Source organism: Lelliottia sp. GFLA7 (assembly GCF_056490165.1).
This window is the reverse complement of record NZ_JBWLAQ010000026.1, coordinates 1-534: the sequence shown is the minus strand read 5'-3', so window position 1 is coordinate 534 and position 534 is coordinate 1. Positions and strand designations below refer to the sequence as shown.

Here is a 534-nt window from a genome sequence, read left to right as displayed (position 1 = left end):
GCCGTGGCCCGCTCGCCGAGATCGCCCTCGGCGATCGCCCGGAACTGCGGGCGGCCCAGAAGCGGCACCTGATCGTCGTCACCGACCACGGCGACGTCGAGCGCGACCTTCAACAGTGCGCGCTTGTTGCCGACACTGCTGTAGACCGTTTCGATTGCACATCCGGCCTCGGCCGCCACGTCTCGCATCGACGTGCCCGACCACCCGCGTCGGACGAACAGCCGTGTCGCCGCTGCGATCACGGCGGCACGCGTTCGACCGGCCATCTCCTGGCGCAACGGGGAATCGTAGCGCCGGGGATTTGCCCTGGTCACAGGGTCAATTCTAGAACGATGTCGTATTCATCACAACACCGTTCCAGTGAAACTCGCGGAGACGGCGACGGGCACGACCCGGGCTCGGATGCACCGAGCGGGGCCGTGCCCTCAGGGGCGAAACGACCAGCGGCGGCCAGGCTTACAGCGCCGTGGCCACCCTCAACGCCGAGTGCATAGCGCCCTCGATGTAGGCGACCTCGGTGGCGTCACCCACGAC

1 protein-coding gene is annotated in these 534 nt (G+C 67.8%); it reads right to left on the bottom strand.

The window, feature by feature from the left end:
- On the bottom strand, positions 1 to 266 hold a 266-nt coding region (locus AC07RN_RS20955), incomplete at its 3' end, for a TetR/AcrR family transcriptional regulator (RefSeq protein WP_478337213.1).
- Positions 267 to 534: the final 268 nt, after the last annotated feature.